We start from the raw sequence: 591 nt of genomic DNA on the forward strand, positions 1-591 counted from the left end.
GACTTCTCCGGTCGGACGGTCAGGAACTTCGTCATTGACGCTGGGACTTCTCCGGTCGGACGGTCAGGAACTTCGTCATTGACGCTGGCGGTGGCAACGACGTGGTCACCGGCACGGCCGCTGATGACTTCATCCAGGCGAGTCGCGGCGACGATGTGCTCAACGGCGGCGACGGCAACGACGTCTTCCTGCTGGAAGGCACCTCGTCGGGCGTGGCGATCGACGGGCTTGACCAGTACGACGGTGGCGCCGGTGTCAACAGCATCGTGGGCAACCAGAACTACAGCGACATCCTGCGTGTGACCAACAACCTCGCCAACCTGAAGAACATCCAGGCGCTCGATGGCGCTGGCTATTGGTGGGACAACCGCATCGTGGGCACCGAGGGCGACGACACGCTGGACTTCTCCGGTCGGACGGTCAGGAACTTCGTCATTGACGCTGGCGGTGGCAAYGACGTGGTCACCGGCACGGCCRSTGATGACTTCATCCAGGCGAGYCGCGGCGACGAYGTGCTCAACGGYGGCGACGGTAATGACSTCTTCYTGCTGGAAGGCACCTCGTCGGGCGTGGCGATCGACGGGCTTGACC

1 protein-coding gene is annotated in these 591 nt (G+C 63.6%); it reads left to right on the forward strand.

Going from position 1 to position 591, the window contains the following annotated elements:
• Positions 1 to 101 precede the first annotated feature (101 nt).
• Positions 102 to 591, forward strand: a 490-nt coding sequence (locus tag ACXRVZ_RS27700; protein ID WP_458233145.1) for a calcium-binding protein, incomplete at its 3' end; no start/stop codon positions are given.

The organism is Roseateles sp. P5_E8 (genome assembly GCF_054177665.1).